The following is an 18,773-nucleotide window of genomic DNA, read 5'->3' as shown; positions in this document are numbered from 1 at the left end:
CCTGTCAATGGCCTGTCGAAAGGGAATTTCACCGACAGGCAATTTCCTTGTGCAAACGCTCAATTCGCCAGCAGCAACGCCGGCGTTTCGAGCAGCTTCTTGAGCTGCTGGACGAAGGCAGCGGCATCGTATCCATCCACCACGCGGTGATCGCAGCTGATGGAGATATTCATCAGCTTGCGCTTCTCGATTCGTTCGCCGCCCATGCCGTCGGAAACGAACATTGGCCGCTCCACGATCCGGTTGGGGCCGATTATCGCCACTTCGGGCCGGTTGATAACCGGCGTGGTCGCAACGCCGCCAAGCGGGCCCAGCGATGTGACGGTCAGCGTGGAGCCGGACAGCTCCTCGCTCTTCGCCTTGCCTGTGCGGGCGGCGTCAGCCAGCCGCGCGATCTCGTTCGCCAGCTGCCACAGGTTCCGGGACTGCGCGTCGCGGATCACGGGGACCATCAGGCCGTTGTCGGTCATCGTCGCCATGCCCAGGTGCACGCTGCCATGGCGCGTGACGACATTCGCTTCATCATCGAAGCGGGCGTTGATCATCGGGAAACCTGGCAGGCTGCGGCAGATCGCGCTGATGATCAGCGGCAGCAGCGTCAGCTTCGGCTTGTCACCGCGGTCCGCATTCAGATCGCCGCGCAGTTTCTCCAGCTCGGTGACATCGCACTCCTCGACATAGGAGAAGTGCGGGATCGCCCGCTTGGACGCTGCCATGTTCTCGGCAATCCGCTTGCGCAGGCCGATGACCTTGATGGCCTCGTCAGCACGTGCGCCGCGGGCCGAGCCGTAGCCGCCACCGGAATTGTAGCTGAGGAACTGGTCGAGGTCGCCGTGCCGCACACGGCCGCCCTCGGATGGTTTGACCTCGGAAAGGTCGATCCCGAGATCCCGCGCACGCTGGCGCACCGCCGGGGTGGCCAGGACCTTCGCAGAAGATTTGCCCGGGCCTTCGTCAGGCTCAGGCTGAGCGGGTGAAGATGTCTCGGATGCAACGTCCGCTTGTCTTGAGCTTGTCGAAGGACGCTCGTCCTGCCCCCGCTCAATTGCGTCATCCGCATCGCTGGCATCGGGGTTCTCGACCTCGATCCGCTCCTCTACCACCTCGGCTTTCGGCGCAGGTGCAGGCGCGGTTTCGGCCTCCTCGCCTTCGACCTCGATGACCAGCAGCATCGCGCCGACCGAGACGATGTCGCCTTCTTCACCGGCCACTTCCAGCACCTTGCCGGTCACGGGGCTCTCGATGTCGATCGTGGCCTTGTCGGTCATCACGTCGACCAGGTGCTGGTCTTCCTCGACCATGTCGCCGACCTTGACCTGCCAGCCGACGATTTCCGCTTCGGCCACGCCCTCGCCCACGTCGGGCATGTTGAATGTGAACTTGCTCATCGCGTCAGTCCTTCAGGATCTTGTCGATTGCCTCGCCAATGCGGACGGGGCCGGGGAAATAGGCCCATTCCAGGCTGTGCGGATAGGGAGTGTCGAAACCGGTCACGCGCTCCACCGGCGCTTCGAGGTGGTAGAAGCACCGTTCGGTTACCAGGGCGGAAAGCTCCGCGCCGAAGCCGGATGTTCGCGTCGCCTCATGCACGATCAGGCAGCGACCGGTCTTGCGGACGCTTTCCTCGATGGCCTCGATATCGAGCGGCACCAGCGTGCGAAGGTCCAGGATATTGGCCTCGATCCCCTGCTCGCGGCATACGGCCTCCGTAACGTGGACCATGGTCCCGTAGGTGAGAACGGTAAGCTGCTCGCCTTCGGTAACGGTGCGCGCCTTGCCCAGCGGGATGGAGTAATGGCCTTCGGGCACCACGCTGTCGGCATGGCGCTTCCACGGCTCCACCGGCTTGTCGTAAAAACCGCTGAAGGGGCCGTTATAGATCCGCTTGGGCTCGAAGAAGATGACCGGATCATTGTCTTCGATGCACGAAATCAGCAGTCCCTTCGCATCGTAGGGCGTGGCGGGAATGACCGTCTTCAGGCCCGCGACATGGGTGAAGATGGCTTCCGGGCTCTGGCTGTGAGTCTGCCCGCCGAAGATGCCGCCGCCAAACGGGCTGCGGACCGTCAGCGGCGCGATATATTCGGTGGCAGAGCGATAGCGCAGGCGCGCGGCCTCGCTGATCAGCTGGTCCAGTCCGGGATAGATGTAATCGGCAAACTGGATTTCGGGCACCGGGCGAAGGCCATAAGCGCCCATGCCCACGGCCACGCCGATAATGCCGCATTCGGAGATCGGCGTGTCGAAGACGCGCGTCTTGCCGTGCTTTTCCTGCAGCCCGGCCGTGCAGCGGAACACGCCGCCGAAATAGCCGATATCCTCGCCCATCACGATCACATCGGGATCGCGTTCCAGCATGATGTCGAGCGCGTCGTTGATCGCCTCGATCATGTTGAGGCGGCGTTCGCCATCCGCGCCGGTCTCGGCGCCCTTCTTGTTCTTTACCTGCGTGCTCACGACCACGGCTCCTCTCCGGGCCATTTGACCTCGCGTTCGTGTTTGGCCTGCGCGGCCTGCTCCTCGAGATGCCAGGGAATGTCTTCGTAGACGTCCTGGAACATCGTGCGGAACGGGTGGTGCAGGCCGTGGCCCAGGATGCCGTTCTTCTCGGCTTCCTTGGTGGCAGCCTTCACCAGTTCCGCGCATTCGCGGTCCATGGCTTCCTGCCGCTCCTCGTCCCATTCGCCCAGGGCGATGAGGTGCTTCTTCAGGCGCATCACGGGATCGCCCAGCGGCCATTCCTCACGCTCCTGCGCGCTGCGATAGCCGGAGGGATCGTCGGATGTGGAGTGCCCTTCTGCGCGATAGGTGAAGTATTCGATCAGCGTGGGCCCGCCATTGGCGCGGGCGCGATTGGCGGCCCATTGCTGCGCGGCGTAGCATGCCAGCGCATCGTTGCCGTCCACGCGAAGACCGGCGAGGCCATAGCCCAGCGCGCGGGCGGCGAAGGTCGTGCGCTCCGCCCCGGCAAAACCGCTGAAGCTGGAAATGGCCCACTGGTTGTTGATCACGTTCAGAATGACCGGCGCGTTATAGACGGCGGCGAATGTGCAGGCGGAGTGGAAATCCCCCTCTGCAGTGCTGCCCTCGCCAACCCATGTGGCGGCGATGCGGCTGTCGCCCTTGATCGCACTGGCCATCGCCCAGCCCACCGCCTGCGGCGTCTGCGTGGCGAGGTTGCCGGAGATGCTGAAGAAGCTGTGCTCCCGGCTGGAATACATGATGGGCAGCTGGCGGCCCTTCAGCTTGTCACCCTTGTTGGAGTAGATCTGGTTGATCATCTCCACCAGTGGGTAACCGCGCGCGATCAGGATGCCCTGCTGGCGATAGCTGGGGAAGACCATGTCATCCGCTGCCAGCGCCATGGCGGCAGCGACGCTGGTCGCCTCCTCACCGGTGCACTTCATGTAGAAGCTGGTCTTGCCCTGCCGCTGCCCGCGGAACATCCGCTCGTCGAAGGCGCGGACCATGGCAAAATTGCGCATCATCGTGCGCAGCGTGTCGGGCGAAAGGCGCGGATCCCACGGACCGGCGGCGTTGTCGTCATCGCCCAGCACCCGCACCAGCCCATAGGCATGGTCGCGCATGGTGTCGGGCGAGCAGGTTTCATCCGGGCGCGACATGCTGCCCGGTTCGCCAATATCGATGTCGGAATAGTCCACCGCGTCGCCGGGGCGATATTTCGGTTCCGGAACGTGCAGGGCCAATTTGGGGCGATTGTCCCCTGCAGGTGGCTGCTTGTCCGCCATAAGCCTCTCCCAAAGCCTGCCGGGCGTCGGATGCGCCCGAAAGGATATTCTATTCGTGCGACATATTATTATACGCCGCGCACAGGGTCAACCGGGCCTGCAAACGGGCCGTCAACCGGCAGATCAAACCGCGACCGGCGCGCGCAGGACGCCCTGCGGCGCGTAGTCCTCGACTGCGAAATCCTCGAACCGGTAATCGAAGATCGTGTCCGGCTTCCTTGCGATTTCAAGCCTTGGCTGGCCCGCTGGTTCCCGTTCCAGCTGCGCTTCGACCAGCTCGGTATGGTTCAGGTACAGGTGCGTGTCGCCGCCCATCCAAACCAGTTCCCCTGGCTCCAACCCGGCCTGATGCGCCAGCATGCGCGTCAGCAGCGCGGCCCCGAACAGGTTGAAAGGCAGCCCCAGCGCCACGTCGCAGCTGCGCTGGTAAAGAATGCCCGTCAGTTTCCCGTCCGCCACGCAGAACTGGTATGTCTTGTGGCATGGCGGCAGGGCCATCCCGTCCAGCTCCGCCACGTTCCAGCCTTCGATAATGTGCCGCCGGCTTCCCGGACTTGAGCGCAGGCTGTCCACCACCTGCTGGACCTGGTTGATGCCATTGCCCTGCCGGAAACCGCCCTGCCCGTCCGGCTCATATGTCGGCCAGTCGACCCACTGCTTGCCATAGACCGGGCCAAGTTCCCCCCAGCGGGCAGCAAAATCCACGTCATCGACCACGCGCTGCTCGAAAGCGTCCTGCGCGATATCCTCGCCGGTTGCCTCGCGATATTTCTTCAGAGGCCAGTCCGACCAGATGGTGACGCCCTGCTGCAGCAGCGGGCGGATGTTGGTATTTCCGGTCAGGAACCACAGCATCTCGCGCGCGGCGGCCTTCCAGAAAACGCGCTTGGTGGTCAGCAAGGGCACGCGATTCCCGGACAGGTCGAACCGCAATTGCGTGCCGAATATCGCCCGCGTGCCCACGCCGGTGCGATCGACGCGCTCGTCCCCCTCTGTCCAGATGCGGCGCATCAGGCTGAGATATTGCTGTTCCCAATGCGGAGAATCGGAGCCGGTGTCGTGCGCTGCCATGCAACTGCGCTAAACCCAAAAATGCCCGCTTGCCACCCCGCCCGCCCCTGCCTATAGGGCGCGCCTGCCTCGCACCCGCCCATGTGGCGGGCCGCGCCGGTCGGGGAGTAGCTCAGCCTGGTAGAGCACTGTCTTCGGGAGGCAGGGGCCGGAGGTTCGAATCCTCTCTCCCCGACCAATTCATCACAGCCCTCTTGTAATGCTGCCGCTGCCTCGCCATTGGGGGCGCGGCTGCGGGCAATGGCGAGACCGATGCACACCTTCGATACTCACGAGACTTTCGACGGCGACAAGCTGCATGAGGAATGCGGCGTCTTCGGCATCATTGGCGCAGCGGATGCGGCTGCCGCCACCGCGCTGGGCCTGCATGCCCTGCAACACCGCGGGCAGGAAGCCGTCGGCATCGTCAGCTTCGACGGCGCGGAGTTTTTCAACCGCCGCGGGATCGGCCACGTGGCTGACAATTTCAGTACCGGCGAGAGCATCGCAGAATTGCCCGGGACAATGGCTGCGGGCCATGTGCGCTATTCCACCACCGGCGGGTCCGGCCTGCGCAATGTGCAGCCGCTATATGCGGAGCTCGCCAGCGGCGGCTTTGCCGTTGCGCATAACGGGAATATTTCCAACGCCGGTGCGCTGCGCTCCGAACTGGTGGAAAAGGGCGCGATCTTCCAGTCCACCAGCGACACAGAGGTCATCATCCACCTTGTTGCGACGAGCCGGTATCCCACGATGCTGGACAAGATTACCGACGCACTGCGCCTGGTGGAAGGCGCTTATGCGCTGGTCATCATGACCCCGCGCGGAATGGCCGCCTGCCGCGACCCGCTGGGCATCCGGCCGCTGGTGATGGGCCAGCTGGGCGACGCAACGATTTTTGCCAGCGAGACGGTGGCACTGGACGTCGTCGGCGCAGAATTCGTCCGCGAAGTGGAGCCGGGCGAGCTGGTGGAGGTCGATTTCGACGGCACTGTTCGCTCGCATCGCCCCTTCGGCAATCCCTCCCCGCGCCCCTGCATCTTCGAGCATGTCTATTTCAGCCGGCCGGACAGCTATTTCGGCGGCCACTCGGTCTATGAATCGCGCAAGCAGATCGGCGTGGAGCTGGCGCGCGAGAACCACTGCGATGCCGATTACGTGATCCCCGTACCCGACAGCGGGACGCCCGCCGCCATCGGTTATTCTCAGCAAAGCGGCATCCCGTTCGAGCTGGGCATCATCCGCAGCCACTATGTCGGCCGTACCTTCATCCAGCCTTCCGACGGCGCGCGCCATGCCAGCGTGAAGCGCAAGCACAATGCCAATCGCTCGCTGGTCGAGGGCAAGCGTATCGTCCTGATCGACGATTCCATCGTGCGCGGGACGACCAGCCTGAAGATCGTGCAGATGATGCGCGATGCCGGGGCCAAGGAAGTGCATTTCCGCGTCGCCAGCCCCCCCACAGGCCATGGCTGCTATTACGGGGTCGACACGCCGGAGCGGTCCAAGCTGCTGGCCGGCCGCATGGATGTCGATGCGATGTGCGAATACATCCAGGCGGACAGCCTGGCCTTCGTGTCCATCGACGGCCTGTACCGCGCGGTCGGCCTGAAGGGCCGCAACACCGCGTGCCCGCAATATTGCGACGCCTGCTTTACCGGAGACTACCCCACCCCGCTGACCGATCTTGCCGCACGGCAGGCGCAATCGGCGCAGCTCAGCCTGCCAGTGGGCAAGGAATGAGCAGCGAGCGTCCCCTCGAAGGGCAGGTCGCCCTCGTCACCGGTGCAAGCCGGGGCATCGGCGCAGCAACGGCCATCGCGCTGGCTTCGGCCGGGGCGCATGTCGTCCTGACAGCCCGCACCGTGAAGGACCTGGAAGGCGTGGAGGATAAGATCCACGAGGCGGGCGGCACGGCCACCATCGCCCCGCTGGACCTGGCCGAAAGCGACTCCATCGCCCGCCTCGCCAATGCCGTCGCCGAGCGGTGGGACCGGCTGGACATCATGGTGATCAACGCCGCTTTCCTGCCCGCCCTGACACCCGTCACGCAGATAGAGGCCAAGGGCTTCAACACCGCTCTGACGCTGAACGTGCTGGCAACGCAGGCGCTGCTGGCCAATTTCGACCCTCTGTTGAAGCGCGCCCCCGCCGCGCGGGTGATCGGCCTGACCAGTTCCGTTGGCGCCGAGCCGCGCGCTTACTGGAGCGCCTATGGCGCGACCAAGGCCGCCTTCGACAATCTGCTGGAAAGCTACGCGCAGGAGGTCGAGAAAATCAGCGAAGTAAAACTCGCTATAGTCGATCCGGGCGCAACGCGCACCGTCATGCGGGCCCGCGCCTATCCGGGCGAGGATCCTTCAACCGTGAAGCCGCCCGAGGACGTGGCAGACCGCATCCTCGCATTGGTTTCGGAAGGCTTCGAGACCAGCCACCGAGAGCGCGTGGTAAAGATTTCCTAACCATCTTTCGCAAGTCCGCATTAACCCGGCGCGCCCATCCCTTCTTTACCGCTGCGCAATCACGCGCGCGGCCTCGCAGGAACGCGTAAGGGTTGACGCATATGAGCATGCAAAATGTCACCGGCCGGTATGAAGTGGCCGCGCAGGAAGACCGCTGCGCGCCGCGCACGAAAATGGTCATCCCCGCACAGCTCCGCCAGTCCGGCGGGCGTGCTTTCCAGACGACCGTCAACGATCTGTCGCTGTCCGGCTTCTCTGCGGTGGCTGTCAGCAGGATCCATCCCGGCACCGTGTGCTGGCTGACCCTGCCAGGCCTCGAAAGCCTGCAGTCCGAAGTGATCTGGTGGGAAGACCAGATGATCGGCTGCGCCTTTGCGAACCTGCTCAGCCCGATCGTGCATGACAATATCCTCGCGCGGTATCGCGGGGATGGCATTATCCGCTAGGCGCTATTCGCTGGCCTCACGGCGGCGGTCGGCGGCATCCTGCACGGCAGCGTAGAACCCATTGCGCGCCTCGCCGCTGCCGTCCAGCCCGGTGGCATCGAGCCAGTTGCTGTTGCTGGCGATCACCAGACCCCGCGCCGGGTCGACGAAAATGCCCTGGCCGTACAATCCGCCCGCGGCATAGGCGCCCTCGTCATAGGTCCACCACTGGTAAGCGTATCCGCGCCCGAAGCGGGTCGTCTGAAAGGCGGGCGTCGTTGCCAGTTCAAACCAGCCATCGGGGACAACGCGCTGGCCGCCCGCGATGCCGCCGCCCAGCGCAAATAGGCCGAAGCGCGCCGAATCGCGCACGGTGGCCTGGATGCAGCAGCCGGACATCTCGGAGCCATTGGGGTTGAGCAGCCAACTTGCATCGGTTTCCATGCCGAAGGGCGTCCAGACCTTTTCCGAGAGGTATTCGGCCAAGGTTTTCCCGGTGGCATTGCGCACCACGATACCGATCAGATTGGTCTCGCCCGTGTTGTAATTCCAGCGCGTGCCCGGCTCGGCAACGCGCGGCAGGCCGCGCAGGTAGGATACTGTCTGGTCCATCCCTTCGGCCGCGTCGTGTTCGGCAAACTGGGCCACGTCCGATTGCGGATCGCTGTAATCCTCGCTCCAGCGCACGCCGGAACTCATGGTGAGCACCTGCCGCAGCGTCACGCCGTCATAGGCGCTGCCGACCAAATCGGGGACGTAGCGGGTGACTGGATCGTCCAGGCTTTCGATCGCACCATCAGCCAATGCCGCGCCGACCAGCGTGGCGGTATAGCTCTTCGCGACGGAGAAGCTGGTCCACTTGCCTTCCCGCTCGAAATCAAGGCCGTAGCGTTCGAGCACCACCTTGCCATCCAGCACGACGACCACGCCGGCACTGCGTTGTTGGTCAAGGAAACCATCGAGGTCGAAATCGCCGAGGTCCAGCGGATCGCCTTCCGGCAGCGGATAGGCCTTGCCCCCGGCTTCGATCACGTTCGCCTTGGCCAGCGCGGGAAAGCCATCGAGCGCGCGGAAGGCCGCATCGCGCGTGTCGACATCCCAGAACAGCACGTCCCGGTCCGTCGGCATGTTGGCCAGCACCGCGCGCTGGTCATCATCGAGCGAGGCCCAGAAGCCGACAGCCCCCGTAGCGGCGAGGCCCAGCGCGACCAGCCCGGCTACCTGCCATTTCTTCATCGAAGCGTACTCCGCACGCGCGCCATCACTCTCGCCCCATCGCGAGCGTGACCGTGTTGACCAGCTGCAACCGGCCCTGGTTCAGGTCGCCGCCCGTTGCGCGTGGCCAATTGCCGAGCACCACGATGACCGCATCCTGCTCAGGCAGCAGCGTGATCGTCTGACCGAAGATGCCGACAGCGCCGTAGGAGCCCTGCGGATAGGTCCACCACTGGTAGCCATATCCAAAGCCGTTGCCGAAGTCGGTCTGCGCCGAACCGGCAGCTGCCAGCCAGCCTTCCGGGACCGTCCCTTGCGCGCCTTCCAGCGTCCACTGCCCAAGCCGTCCATAATCCTGCAGCGTCAGTGCAAGGCAGCACCCGCCGACATTGCCGCCCGTCAGGTCTGTCTGCCAGAACATGGCCTTCTGGAAACCGGCCGGGTCGACGATCTTGCTCTTGGCATACGCCGCCAGCGACTGTCCGGTCGCTTTCTCCACCAACACGCCGATCAGATTGGTCTCACCGGTCTTGTAGACGAATTTCTCGCCCGCCGGCGCCTCTCGCGGCAGGGTCTTCATGTAAGTGACGACCTGCGCTTCGCCGGCGACCGGTTCCACGGCGAACATGCGCGCGACATCGCTTGCCGGATCGGTGTAATCCTCGTTCCAGGCAACACCGCTGGTCATGGTCAGCAGCTGCTCGATGGTCACATCGTCATAGGCAGAGCCCCGCAGGCCCGGGATGTATTGCGATACGGGATCCTGCAGGCTGGTAATGAAGCCATCCTTCAGCGCCGCGCCGGCCAGGGTGGAGGTCACGCTCTTGGCCATGGAAAAGCTGGTCCAGCGGTCCTGCGGCCCCATTCCCAGCCCGTAATTCTCGTACCGCACCTGCCCGCCTTGCAGCACCAGTATGCCGGCCGTGTCGCCCTTCGCGATGTAGCTGTCGAGCGCCTCGATCGCTGCTGCTGGCATGGGCTCGCCGAAGGTCAAGTCGCGGGGATCGGGCGACGGCGCGACCACGAGTCCGGGGAAGAAATCCTCCATCCGGCGGAAGCGATCGGCCCGCGTCGCATCGTCCCAGAACAACACCTGCGTGGCGGCGGTCTGCAGGCCTGCGACATCGCCGCCGGGCATGCTGGCCATGACGTCCGGCTGGTTCGGCGTCGTATCGATGGTCTGCGCGGAGCACGCGGTCAGCGCCATAGCGCCCCCGGCAGCCAGCAGCATGTTCTTGATCGCGACCTTCATTCTCTCACTCCTTGACCAGTGTGACCTGGTGCACATCGATCCCGCCCGCACGGAAACCGCCTTCGCAATATTGCAGGTAGAAGCGCCAGAGGTCGCGGAACCTCTTGTCGAAGCTTTCGGGCAAGCGGCCATCGCTCAAGGCGGCATCGAAGTTCTCGCGCCACACCTTCAAGGTTTCGGCGTAATCCAGTCCGAAGTCCATCTGCTCCGTCCACGCAAGCCCGCGCTTCTCTGCCAGCGCGCGAAACTCGCTGGTGCGGATCAGCATGCCGCCGGGAAAGATGTAGGCCTGGATGAAATCCGCGCTCGCGGCGTAATCCTCGAACAATTCGTCGCGGATGGAAATGTACTGGATGGCTGCCCTGCCTCCAGGCTTAAGGTTGCGCGCGATGCAATCCATGAAGCCTGGCCAGTATTCGCGCCCCAGCGCCTCGACCATCTCGACGCTGGCGATGGCATCGTACTGGCCGCGCACGTCGCGGTAATCCTGCTTGCGGAAATCGATGCCATCCATCCCCGCAGATCTCTCGCGGCAGATGGCGAGCTGCTCGTCCGATAGGCTGATAGCGTCGACATGCGCCCCGCGATCCGCGGCTGCCATGGCGAGCGCGCCCCATCCGCAGCCAAATTCCAGCAGGCGTTGCCCCTGACCCACGCCGGAGCGGTCCAGCATGGCGCCGATCTTTGCGGTCTGCGCCTCTGCCAGGTCGCCTGTCCGGCCCGTAAACATGGCGCTGGAATAAACCATCGCCGGGTCCAGCCAGGGCGCATAGAACGCATTGCCGAGGTCATAATGCGCGTGGATGTTCTTTTGCGAGCCCGCCTTCGTGTTGCGGTTGAACCAGTGCGCAGCCTTGGCAATCCATCGGCCCGGCCCCTTTGCCCGCGCCACATTGCCGAGCGTTTCGGCATTGTCCATGAACAGCGCGCACAGCTCGACGATCCGGGAGCTGGACCACTCACCGGCCTCCCACGCCTGGTAAAGCCCGACCGAGCCTCCGGTCGCGATGCGCACCAGTGCCCGCCAATCATGCAGGGCGAAGTCCGTCTCGAAACCCGGCGCGCGGCCACCAAGGGTGTGCGGTGTGCCATCGGGCAGCGTGCCGTGAATCGTGCCTCGCTCCAGTCCGCGGTCGATCGCATCGAGGATCTTTTCGAAGCCCGGAGCTGCCAGGCGAGCGAAGATGCCGGGCGCGGCAAATCGCGCGCCCCCCTGCAACAGATCCGCTCCCCTCGATGCCCCAGAAACCATGCGCCCCGCTATGGCGCGCACCGGGACGGGCGGCAAGGCCAGCTAGCCGTCTTTCATGTCGTTATACGCCTGTAGCGCGCGTTCGCGGCCTTCCTTGTGGGAAATCAGCTTTTCTGGATAATCGTCCGGGCGCTTGTCCTCCGGCGGATCGTGGATGTCCTTGTCCGACAGCTCGGCAAGTTCCGGCACGAATTCGCGGATGTATCCCGCCGCATCGAACTTCTCCGACTGGCTGAGCGGCGCCATGATGCGACTGAACATGTTGCTGTCCACGCCCGTGCCCGCGACCCACTGCCAGTTCGTGCCGTTGCTGGCATAATCGCCGTCCACCAGCGTATCCCAAAACCACAGCTCGCCGTGGCGCCAGTCGATCAGCAGGTGCTTGATCAGGAAGCTGGCGGCGATCATCCGCACGCGGTTGTGCATCCAGCCTGTCTTCCAAAGCTGGCGCATCCCTGCATCGACGATCGGATACCCCGTGCGGCCCTGCTGCCAGGCCTCGAGGTCCTGCTGGATCAGGTGCCCACGATCCGGATGCCGCCACAGCTGGTTCTCGTCATAATCGCGGTAGCTTTCGCGCGGGTAATCCGGAAACTGGTAGATCACGTTCTGCGCATAATCGCGCCAGATCAGCTCGGATTCGAAGGTCTTCCAGCCATCCGAGCGCAGGTCCTTCATGGCATGCCAGATGGTGACCGGCGAAATCTCACCCCAGTGCAGATGCGGCGAAAACTTTGAGGTGGAATCCTCGCTCGGCAGGTTCCGTCCCTCGTCATAGTGGCCGACATGGTCCTTCCACCAAGCAAGCCGTTCGTGCGCCGCATCCTCGCCGACGGTCCATTCCTCGCGGAAGCCGCCGGCCCAGTCGGGCTTGGTGGGCAGCAGGTCCCAATCTTCCAACGCGTCGCTCTCGGGCCAGCTGCCGGGCAGGTCGACACTTTCAGGCGCGGCCAATTCGTCGCGCGGCGGGAAGAGCTCGCGCATCTTGTCGCGGAAGGGGGAGTAGATCTTGTAGGGATCGCCGCCGCCGGTCTTCGCCGTGCCGGGCGGCATCAGGTAATTGCCGTCATGCAAAACCAGCCCGCACTCGCTGTCCTTCAGCGCGTCGTGCAAGTCCTCCTCCGCCTCGCGCCACCAAGGCTCGTAATGCCGGTTGGCATGGATCGCGCCAGCACCCGTCTCCTCCGCAATGCCCTGCAACACGGAGACGCTGTCCCCCTTGCGCAGCACGATGCGGGCATTATGCCGGCCGAAGCTCTTGCCCAGATCCTCCAGCGAGTGATGCAGCCACCAGCGATGCGCCCCGCCCCAGCCCCGGTCTCCCGGACGGTCCTCGTCGAGGATGAAGACCGGGATAATCGGCCCGTCCTGCGCGGCGGCGTGCAGCGCAGGCTGGTCCTTCAGGCGCAGATCGCGCCGCAGCCAGACGATTTGTGGTTTTGAGATGCTTTGTCTCCGCTTGCTCCTCTCTTAACTCCGTCATGCTGAACTTGTTTCAGCATCCATGCCCGGATTGCCGGCTACGGTGCGAAGATGCGAAATAGACCCTGAAACAAGTTCAGGGTGACGGTGGGGCGAGGGGCTCGCATTCCACGTCCGGCAGCGCCAGCGAGAACCTGTCCCGCGCGCGCGGATCGTAAAACCGCGCATCGCGCAGGATCACCGAACCATCCTCCGCCCGCTCCGCAATCAGGGCGCGTGACCAGAATAGAAAAGCGTCGAGTTGCGAGTTCGCGCCTGCGGTTGCGGTCGACAGGCGACAGGGAGAAACCGAAATTTTGTTGGGGCGGGCGAGATCTTGTCGAGCGGAACTTTCCACGTGAGCCCAATATCCGTAGTCCACTTTCAACAAAACTTCGCGATCCCAGCTGGTGACGGGCAGCGGACTGGCAATAACCTGAGTCGCTTGCGGATTTGCAGCCTGCGCCGAACTCGCGACATACGTGCTGATCGCACCGTTCACCCCGATATAGACCAGCGCAAGCGCCAGCGCTTGCCGCCCGGTCTTTCGCCATGTCTCGCCGCGCTTTTCCTGTCGCAGCGACCACCACGTCGCAAAGCCCATCAGACCCCACAGCCACACGTCGATGATGAACAGCGTATCGCCGTAGAACCACTGGCTGGAGAACGGCTCCAGCAGGCGGATGCCGTAGACATTGAGCCAGTCGAGCGCCGGGTGCGTCAGGCAGGCGATGAAGCCGAGCAGGTAAAGCCAGCCGAAATGCACCGGAACGCGCCCCTCGGGACGCTTGCCGCGTTTGGCCTGCCAGCGGTCAAATCCCCACAGCATGCCTGCCAGCACCAGCGGCAGCAGCAGCCAAGCGGGCGGCCCATGCGTGATACCGCGCCGGAAGCCGAGGTGTTCCACACCCTCAAGCCAGAAGAAGCACGCCGCATCCACATCCGGCAGGTTCGCACCGATGATGAGCGCGGGTATGTTGAGGCCCGTCTTGCGCTTCAGGCCGGTCTGACCAATCAGCGCGCCGACCAGCGAATGGGTGAGATTGTCCAAATTGCGCCCCTCTCAATTATCGTCACCCCGGCCCACGAGCCGGGGTTCCGCTCCCTTCTGGCAGAGCGCCATCAAAAAGGAAGCGGGATCCCGGATCAAGTTCGGGATGACGTAGAGAGAGTTCTCAGACCAGCTCGCCCAGCTGTTCCGCGCGGTAGCCCTGCAGGTCGGCCACTCGGCCTTCGCGGACCATGTTGGCCCAATCCGGGTTGGCGATCAGCGCGCGGCCCACGGCGATCAGGTCGAATTCGCCGCGATCCATGCGCTCTTCCAGGTCGCCAAGGTCCGTCGGGGCCATCGCTTCGCCTTTGAAGGTGGAGAAGAAATCGCCGTCCAGCGCCACGCTGCCTACGCTGATGGTGGGCACGCCTGCCAGCTTCTTGACCCAGCCTGCGAAATTCAGGCCCTTTTCGCCGTCCAATTCCGGGAATTCCGGTTCCCAAAAACGGCGCTGCGAGCAGTGCAGCACATCGGCCCCTGCGTCCACCAGCGGGGCAACCCACGCTTCCAGCTCGTCCGGCGTCGTGGCCAGGCGGCGGGTGTAGTCCTGCTGGTTCCACTGGCTGATGCGCAGGATGATGGGCATGTCCTCGGCCACGGCAGCGCGCGTGCGCTTCAGGATTTCGGTGGCGAAGGCGGTGCGCGCCGTGAGGCTATCGCCGCCCCAGCGGTCCTCGCGCTGGTTGGTGCCGTCCCAGAAGAACTGGTCGATCAGATAGCCATGCGCGCCGTGGAACTCGATGGTGTCGAAACCCAGGCGCTGCGCATCCTTTGCCGCGCTGACGAAGGCGGCGACGGTGTCTTCCACGTCCTCTTCGGTCATGGCCTTGCCATTGGGTTCATCCGGTTTGAACAGGCCGCTCGGCCCTTCCGGCTCGCCGGGACGCGGAGCATCGGGGCGCTGCGCCTTCACTGCACCGGTGTGCCAGATCTGCGGCGCGATCTTGCCGCCGGCGCCGTGCACGGCCTCGACCACCTCCTGCCATCCGGCCAGCGCCTGCTCGCCATGGAAATGCGGGATCGCCGGGTGATTGGCCGCTTCGGGCCGGTCCACCACCGTGCCTTCCGTCAGGATCAGGCCCGTGCCCCCTTCGGCCCGCTTGCGGTAATACTCCGCATTATGCGCACCCGGAACGCCGCCGGGCGCGAAATTGCGCGTCATCGGCGCCATCACGATGCGGTTGGGCAGCGTCAGTCCGCGAACGGAAAATTCATTGAACAGCGGCGATGTCATGCAGCGATACTCCCTGATTGTCTGTCGCAGCCAAACTGGGAGACCGGTAGCCGATTGCAACCCAATGCAGCGCAATTTTGCTCTGGGCTGTTACATGCTCTCACCATTCGCCCTCTAGGCGACTTTGCGCTCAGGGGCTGACACGCACGCAAGCGAACAGAGGAAACTGATCAGAATAGGGGTTCAACGAAGCCGTATATGCGGACGTAGTAAAACTTCCGCCTCGAGTGATGACGGCGTTTCCAAACGTGCCGGATTTACGGCGATAGCTGACCGAGGCTTTGTCGGTGTTGAAACTGTCCCAGACATTCACGGAGAAGACGACGTCGACATCGAAAGACAAAAATTGCTGCGTGCCTGCCGTGCGGACAATATGTGCTTGGCCGCCCGACTGAATGCAGGCGACGAGGAATTCCCTGGCCGCAGGCGGGACCATGATGTCTCCGTCCTGCGGAGGGATGGGATCGCCAGCATCAGAGAAAAGCGCCGCCGACATTATCAGTATGTGTCCAAGCATCAATTCTCTCCTAAAAGTCAGACCGGATCCTGCGCGGTGCCGTCCACCGTCCAAGTCTGGCCCTTTGCGAGCAGCTTGGCTAGGCTGGCCTCCTTACCCGCGGCAGACGCTTCCCGCTCCGCAATCACGGCGCTTTCGAAGGTCGCGGCGGGATCGTCGTAGATGACGCCCAGCGGCATGGGGAAATCGCCGAAGGGCAATTCCACCAGCATGTGCGCCAGCATCCGGCTCTTGGCATTGTGCACCAGCACGCCGGCAGACTGCCAGTCGTCGCCTTCCACATCGACGACCTTCAGGATCAAATTCTCGGAATCGAGCGCGATACCCTTCACGCCGCCGGTCTTCTCGCTGCCGAACAGCATGGGTTCGCCATCCTTCAGCCAAAGCTGCTGCTGGTCCGCGCCCTTGGGCTTGGCGAAATCGTCGAACACGTCCTTGTTGTAGACGATGCAGTTTTGGAAAATCTCGATGAAGGCCGCGCCCTGGTGGGCATGGGCGGCCTTCAGCACATCCGGCAAGTGCTTGGACACGTCGATGCCGCGCCCGACGAAACGCGCGCCCGCACCCAGCGCGAAAGCGCAGGGGTTGGCCGGATGATCCACGCTGCCGATCGGGCTGGACGGGCTCTTGGTCCCTTCCCGGCTCGTCGGCGAGTACTGGCCCTTCGTCAGGCCGTAGATCTCGTTATTGAACAGCATGATCTGCAGGTTCACGTTGCGGCGCAGGACATGCAGCAAGTGGTTGCCGCCGATGGACAGGCCATCGCCGTCACCGGTCACCATCCACACGTCAAGGTCCGGATTTGCCAGCTTTACGCCCGTGGCAAAGGCCGGCGCGCGTCCGTGGATTGTGTGGAAGCCGTAGCTCTCGATGTAATAGGGGAAGCGGCTGGAGCAGCCGATGCCGCTGACGAACACCGTGTTTGCCGGATCGCAACCCAGCTGCGGCAGCGTGCGCTGCACGGCCTTGAGGATCGCATAGTCCCCGCAGCCCGGGCACCAGCGAACCTCCTGGTCGGTTTCCCAGTCCTTCAGCGTGGTTTCGATCTTGGCGGGTGCGTTCATCAGTCGTTCTCCGCTTCCGGGCTGGGAAGCTGCTGGTTGTTCACCTTGACGTCGCCGCCTTCATTACCGGGAATGCCATCGAAGAACTTTCCGATGGCTTCCTCCAGCTCGGCGATCTGGAAGGGCTGGCCGCTGGTCTTAGTGAGGCTCTCGGCGTCGATCAGCAGCTGATCGCGCAGCACAGTCTTGAACTGGCCGGTGTTCATTTCCGGCACCAGCACATGGTCGAACCCGCCCAGCAGCTCGCCGAGGTTGGCGGGCAGCGGCCAGATATTGCGGACATGGACATGGCTGACCTTGCGGCCCTTCGCGCGCCAGCGGCCCACCGCCTGGTGGATCGGGCCGAAGGTGGAGCCCCAGCCCACGACAACCAGCTCGCCCGTCTCGTTGCCGGACGACACTTCCTGCGGCGGCACGGTGATGCCCGCGATCTTGGACTTGCGCGCATCGGTCATGCGCTGGTGGTTGTCGGGCGAGTAATCGATATTGCCGGTCAGCTCGTGCTTCTCGATCCCGCCAATGCGATGCATCAGGCCGGGCGTGCCGGGCTTGACCCAGGGGCGCGCGCCCTTCCCGTCCCGCTTGTAAGGCAGGAAGGTGTCCTCGCCGTCTTCGTCCGTGCCGTTCTTCTCGGTCAGGAACTGCGCGGGGAACGGCTCGTAGCCGCTCGGGTCAGGCACCTTCCACGGCTCAGCGGCATTGGCGATATAGCCGTCGGTCAGCAGCATCACGGGCGTCATGTATTCCACGGCGATGCGGCAGGCCTCGATGGCCACTTCGAAGGCGTCGGCCGGGCTGCGCGCGGCGATAACCGGCAGCGGCGCATCGCCATTGCGGCCATAGACCGCCTGGTAGAGGTCGCTCTGCTCCGTCTTGGTGGGCAGGCCGGTAGAGGGGCCGCCGCGCTGGCTGTTCACGATGACCAGCGGCAGCTCCACCATGATGGCTAGGCCCATCGCTTCGGTCTTGAGTGCAATGCCCGGGCCGGAGGAGCTGGTGATGCCCAGCTGCCCGGCATAGCTCGCGCCGATGGCGGCGCAGATCGCGGCAATCTCGTCTTCCGCCTGGAAGGTGGTGACGCCGAATTCCTTCAGCCGCGCGAGATGGTGCAGGATCGCGGAGGCCGGCGTGATGGGATAGCCGCCGAAGAACAGCGGCAGCTCCGCCAGCTGCGCGCCCGCCACCAGGCCCAGCGAGACGCTCTCCGCCCCGGTGATGGTGCGATAGAGGCCCGGCTCGCTTTTGACGGGGGCAACCGTGGTGCGGCCCAGCTCCGCCGTCTCGCCATAGGCATGGCCTGCATCCAGCGCGGCGATATTGGCGGCGGCAATGTCCGGCTTGGACTTGAACTTGGCCTTCAGCCAGTCGTGGATCGGCTCGCGCGGACGATCGAACATCCACAGGGCCAGGCCCAGCGTCCACATGTTCTTGCAGCGCAGCGCATCCTTGTTGCCAAGGCCGAATTCCCTCACCGCCTCGATGGTCAGCGCGCTGATGTCGAAGGCCATGAGCTGCCACTTGGCCAGATCGTCGCCTTCCAGCGGGTTGGCGGCATACTTGGCCTTGTCGAGGTTGCGCTTCGTGAATTCGCCGGTGTCGGCGATGATCAGGCCGCCCGGCTTCAGCGCGGCAAGGTTCACCTTCAGCGCCGCAGGGTTCATCGCGATCAGCACGTCCGGCGCATCGCCTGCCGTAGAGATCTGCCGACTGCCGAAATTGATCTGGAAAGCCGAGACACCGAAAAGCGTGCCCTGGGGCGCGCGAATTTCGGCGGGGAAATCGGGGAAAGTGGCAAGGTCGTTGCCCGCCAGCGCGGTGGAAAGCGTGAACTGCCCGCCCGTCAGCTGCATCCCGTCGCCGCTGTCACCGGCAAAGCGGACGGTGACGGCATCGGGGGCCTGGTTTTCCTGGGTGGGTTCAGCCGGCTGGCTTGCCATAAATCGTCCTGTCGGCACGCTGGCATTGCCGCGCGCATAAATCATCTCAAATTGCTGCGGCGGAGTAGGTGGCACGGGATGGCCCGGCAACCAAGTTTTTCTGT

16 protein-coding genes and 1 tRNA gene are annotated in these 18,773 nt (G+C 64.1%); 4 read left to right on the top strand and 13 right to left on the bottom strand.

Translation table 11 applies throughout. The features are described from left to right. Nucleotides 1–59: 59 nt before the first annotated feature. The 4 genes from A6F65_RS07575 to thyA form a co-directional block, all read right to left on the bottom strand. Nucleotides 60–1,388 (bottom strand): dihydrolipoamide acetyltransferase family protein, encoded by a 1,329-nt coding sequence (locus A6F65_RS07575; protein ID WP_067787407.1) that lies wholly within the window; start codon nucleotides 1,386–1,388, stop codon nucleotides 60–62. Between the two features lie 4 nt (nucleotides 1,389–1,392). Next, entirely contained in the window at nucleotides 1,393–2,391 is a 999-nt protein-coding gene (locus A6F65_RS07570; RefSeq protein WP_067790290.1) for an alpha-ketoacid dehydrogenase subunit beta, read from the bottom strand. 62 nt (nucleotides 2,392–2,453) lie between these two features. Then, on the bottom strand, nucleotides 2,454–3,749 hold the full coding sequence (locus A6F65_RS07565; protein WP_067787405.1) for a thiamine pyrophosphate-dependent enzyme: 1,296 nt from the start codon (nucleotides 3,747–3,749) through the stop codon (nucleotides 2,454–2,456). A gap of 123 nt (nucleotides 3,750–3,872) precedes the next feature. Continuing rightward, nucleotides 3,873–4,820, bottom strand: coding sequence for a thymidylate synthase (gene thyA / locus A6F65_RS07560; protein ID WP_067787403.1), 948 nt, complete (start codon nucleotides 4,818–4,820; stop codon nucleotides 3,873–3,875). A gap of 101 nt (nucleotides 4,821–4,921) precedes the next feature. Between thyA and A6F65_RS07555 the strand changes: the two genes are divergently transcribed. The 4 genes from A6F65_RS07555 (at nucleotide 4,922) to A6F65_RS07540 (ending at nucleotide 7,707) form a co-directional block, all read left to right on the top strand. Beyond that, a tRNA-Pro gene (locus A6F65_RS07555) sits at nucleotides 4,922–4,998 on the top strand. A gap of 62 nt (nucleotides 4,999–5,060) precedes the next feature. Then, entirely contained in the window at nucleotides 5,061–6,542 is a 1,482-nt protein-coding gene (gene purF, locus A6F65_RS07550; protein WP_237164790.1) for an amidophosphoribosyltransferase, read from the top strand. Further along, nucleotides 6,539–7,261, top strand: a complete 723-nt coding sequence (locus tag A6F65_RS07545; protein WP_067787398.1) for an SDR family NAD(P)-dependent oxidoreductase — start codon at nucleotides 6,539–6,541, stop codon at nucleotides 7,259–7,261. Before purF ends, A6F65_RS07545 begins: the two co-directional genes overlap by 4 nt. Before the next feature lie 101 nt (nucleotides 7,262–7,362). Then, nucleotides 7,363–7,707 carry a PilZ domain-containing protein gene (locus A6F65_RS07540; RefSeq protein WP_083989634.1) on the top strand — a complete coding sequence of 115 codons (345 nt, stop codon included), beginning with the start codon at nucleotides 7,363–7,365 and terminating at the stop codon, nucleotides 7,705–7,707. 3 nt (nucleotides 7,708–7,710) lie between these two features. Here the strand turns inward: A6F65_RS07540 and A6F65_RS07535 are convergent, their stop codons facing one another. From A6F65_RS07535 to A6F65_RS07495, 9 genes are all read right to left on the bottom strand, one after another. Then, complete coding sequence (locus A6F65_RS07535) at nucleotides 7,711–8,922, bottom strand: serine hydrolase domain-containing protein (RefSeq protein ID WP_067787396.1); 1,212 nt, start codon at nucleotides 8,920–8,922, stop codon at nucleotides 7,711–7,713. Between the two features lie 25 nt (nucleotides 8,923–8,947). Beyond that, nucleotides 8,948–10,153, bottom strand: coding sequence for a serine hydrolase domain-containing protein (locus A6F65_RS07530; RefSeq protein ID WP_067787393.1), 1,206 nt, complete (start codon nucleotides 10,151–10,153; stop codon nucleotides 8,948–8,950). A gap of 4 nt (nucleotides 10,154–10,157) precedes the next feature. Then, a complete protein-coding gene (locus tag A6F65_RS07525; protein WP_067787391.1) occupies nucleotides 10,158–11,405 on the bottom strand; it encodes an SAM-dependent methyltransferase in 1,248 nt (415 codons plus the stop codon). Between the two features lie 42 nt (nucleotides 11,406–11,447). After that, complete coding sequence (locus A6F65_RS07520; RefSeq protein ID WP_067787389.1) at nucleotides 11,448–12,851, bottom strand: cryptochrome/photolyase family protein; 1,404 nt, start codon at nucleotides 12,849–12,851, stop codon at nucleotides 11,448–11,450. A gap of 112 nt (nucleotides 12,852–12,963) precedes the next feature. Continuing rightward, entirely contained in the window at nucleotides 12,964–13,917 is a 954-nt protein-coding gene (locus A6F65_RS07515) for a metal-dependent hydrolase (RefSeq protein WP_067787387.1), read from the bottom strand. A gap of 124 nt (nucleotides 13,918–14,041) precedes the next feature. Continuing rightward, a complete protein-coding gene (locus A6F65_RS07510; RefSeq protein WP_067787384.1) occupies nucleotides 14,042–15,151 on the bottom strand; it encodes an NADH:flavin oxidoreductase in 1,110 nt (369 codons plus the stop codon). Between the two features lie 130 nt (nucleotides 15,152–15,281). Next, nucleotides 15,282–15,668: a hypothetical protein gene (locus A6F65_RS07505; RefSeq protein ID WP_067787382.1), complete on the bottom strand. Its 387-nt coding sequence runs from the start codon at nucleotides 15,666–15,668 to the stop codon at nucleotides 15,282–15,284. Between the two features lie 17 nt (nucleotides 15,669–15,685). Then, the gene (locus A6F65_RS07500; RefSeq protein WP_067787379.1) at nucleotides 15,686–16,732 is read right to left on the bottom strand and encodes a 2-oxoacid:ferredoxin oxidoreductase subunit beta; all 1,047 of its coding nucleotides are present in this window, start codon (nucleotides 16,730–16,732) and stop codon (nucleotides 15,686–15,688) included. Further along, nucleotides 16,732–18,669 carry a 2-oxoacid:acceptor oxidoreductase subunit alpha gene (locus A6F65_RS07495; protein ID WP_067790285.1) on the bottom strand — a complete coding sequence of 646 codons (1,938 nt, stop codon included), beginning with the start codon at nucleotides 18,667–18,669 and terminating at the stop codon, nucleotides 16,732–16,734. The genes A6F65_RS07500 and A6F65_RS07495 overlap by 1 nt, the downstream gene beginning before the upstream one ends. Nucleotides 18,670–18,773: the final 104 nt, after the last annotated feature.

The sequence above is a fragment of the Paraurantiacibacter namhicola genome (genome assembly GCF_001687545.1).
In the GTDB taxonomy this organism is placed as follows: Bacteria; Pseudomonadota; Alphaproteobacteria; order Sphingomonadales; family Sphingomonadaceae; genus Paraurantiacibacter; species Paraurantiacibacter namhicola.
Note: the sequence above shows the minus strand (reverse complement) of the source record. Positions and strands in the feature narration are given on the sequence as shown.